Annotated in this window: 1 protein-coding gene; it reads left to right on the plus strand. The window is 57.7% G+C overall.

The window, feature by feature from the left end; translation table 11 throughout:
• Nucleotides 1-228 precede the first annotated feature (228 nt).
• Nucleotides 229-1,191, plus strand: coding sequence for an IS110 family transposase (locus tag F3J41_RS23195; RefSeq protein WP_021312959.1), 963 nt, complete (start codon nucleotides 229-231; stop codon nucleotides 1,189-1,191).
• The last annotated feature ends 19 nt before the right edge of the window (nucleotides 1,192-1,210 follow it).

Genomic DNA, 1,210 nt, shown 5'->3' on the forward strand with positions numbered 1-1,210 from the left:
AATGGCGCCCCTTATATCCCGATCATTCTCCTCCGGGTATGATGATCCCCGACTGATCATCGGGAAGTTGCTGGTGAGATGGGGGCGCCCCCTGGGCATAAAGCCTGCTTCGTAGATTCATCCCCGGCAACTTAACTCCCGCCTTCAAGACCGGACGGTATCCTGTGCACCGAGCACGCATCCATAAGGATGGTCATGGCGGTTTCCCTGTGCTGTTAAGGAGAATCTATGCAAACCCGTATGCCTGTCGGCATTGATGTTGCCTCCGGAAAGTTTGATGTGGCCGTCTGGAAAGGCGACACGTCTTACAAAACCAAAGTCTTTCCCAACACCCCTAAGGGCTTTATCGCCCTGAAAAAATGGCTGGAGCCGTTCGGCTGCTGCCATATCTGCATGGAGGCTACCGGCGCGTACAGTGAGCCGCTGGCCACCTTCCTGCACGACGAAGGCTATGATGTCAGCGTGGAAAATCCCGCGCGCATCAGGCGCTTCGGACAGGCGGAGCTGAGCCGTAACAAGACGGATAAAGACGATGCGCGCATGATAGCGCGCTACTGTAAACTGCACGGCCCGTCGCTGTGGCAGCCGGCGCCGCTGAATGAACGCAGGCTGAAGGCGCTGGTGAAGCGCCTGACGAATCTTCAGGAAATGCGGCAGATGGAAGAGAACCGGCTGGAGGTCTCGGATGCGGTGGTGCAGCCCTCAATCCGCGTGGTCATTGCGGCGCTGGATGCGCAGATAGACGAAACGAAGCGGGCAATAAACGACCATATCGACAATGATCCGGGCCTTAAAAAGAACAGGGAACTGCTGGAGTCCATCCCGGGCATCGCGGGCGTGCTGAGCAGCACGATGCTGGCGTATCTGGGGGACATGTCGAGGTTCAGCAGCAGCAAGGCGCTTGTGGCGTGGGTGGGTCTGAATCCGATGCGGCAGGAGTCCGGTGAGTGGAAGGGCAAAAGCAGGATATCGAAGATGGGCAACAGCGCGATGCGCAAGGCCCTGTACATGCCTGCGATAGTGGCGATGAAGTGGAATCCGGCGGTGAGTGCGCTGAAGAAACGGCTGGATGCGGGTAAGAAAACGGGAAAAGTCGTGGTGTGCGCGGCGATGAAGAAGCTGCTGCAGCTGGCTTATGGCGTGCTGAAATCGGGTCGTCCGTTCGATGCCGAAATATGTCTTGCCAGGTAACCGGCAAGACGGTATCTAC

The organism is Pantoea sp. Ap-870 (genome assembly GCF_011752515.1).
Taxonomy (GTDB): domain Bacteria; phylum Pseudomonadota; class Gammaproteobacteria; order Enterobacterales; family Enterobacteriaceae; genus Pantoea; species Pantoea dispersa.

Coding starts and splice junctions, on each gene's coding strand:
- F3J41_RS23195 (WP_021312959.1), top strand. CDS start 229: ATGCAAACCCGTATGCCTGTCGGCATTGATGTTGCCTCCGGAAAGTTT.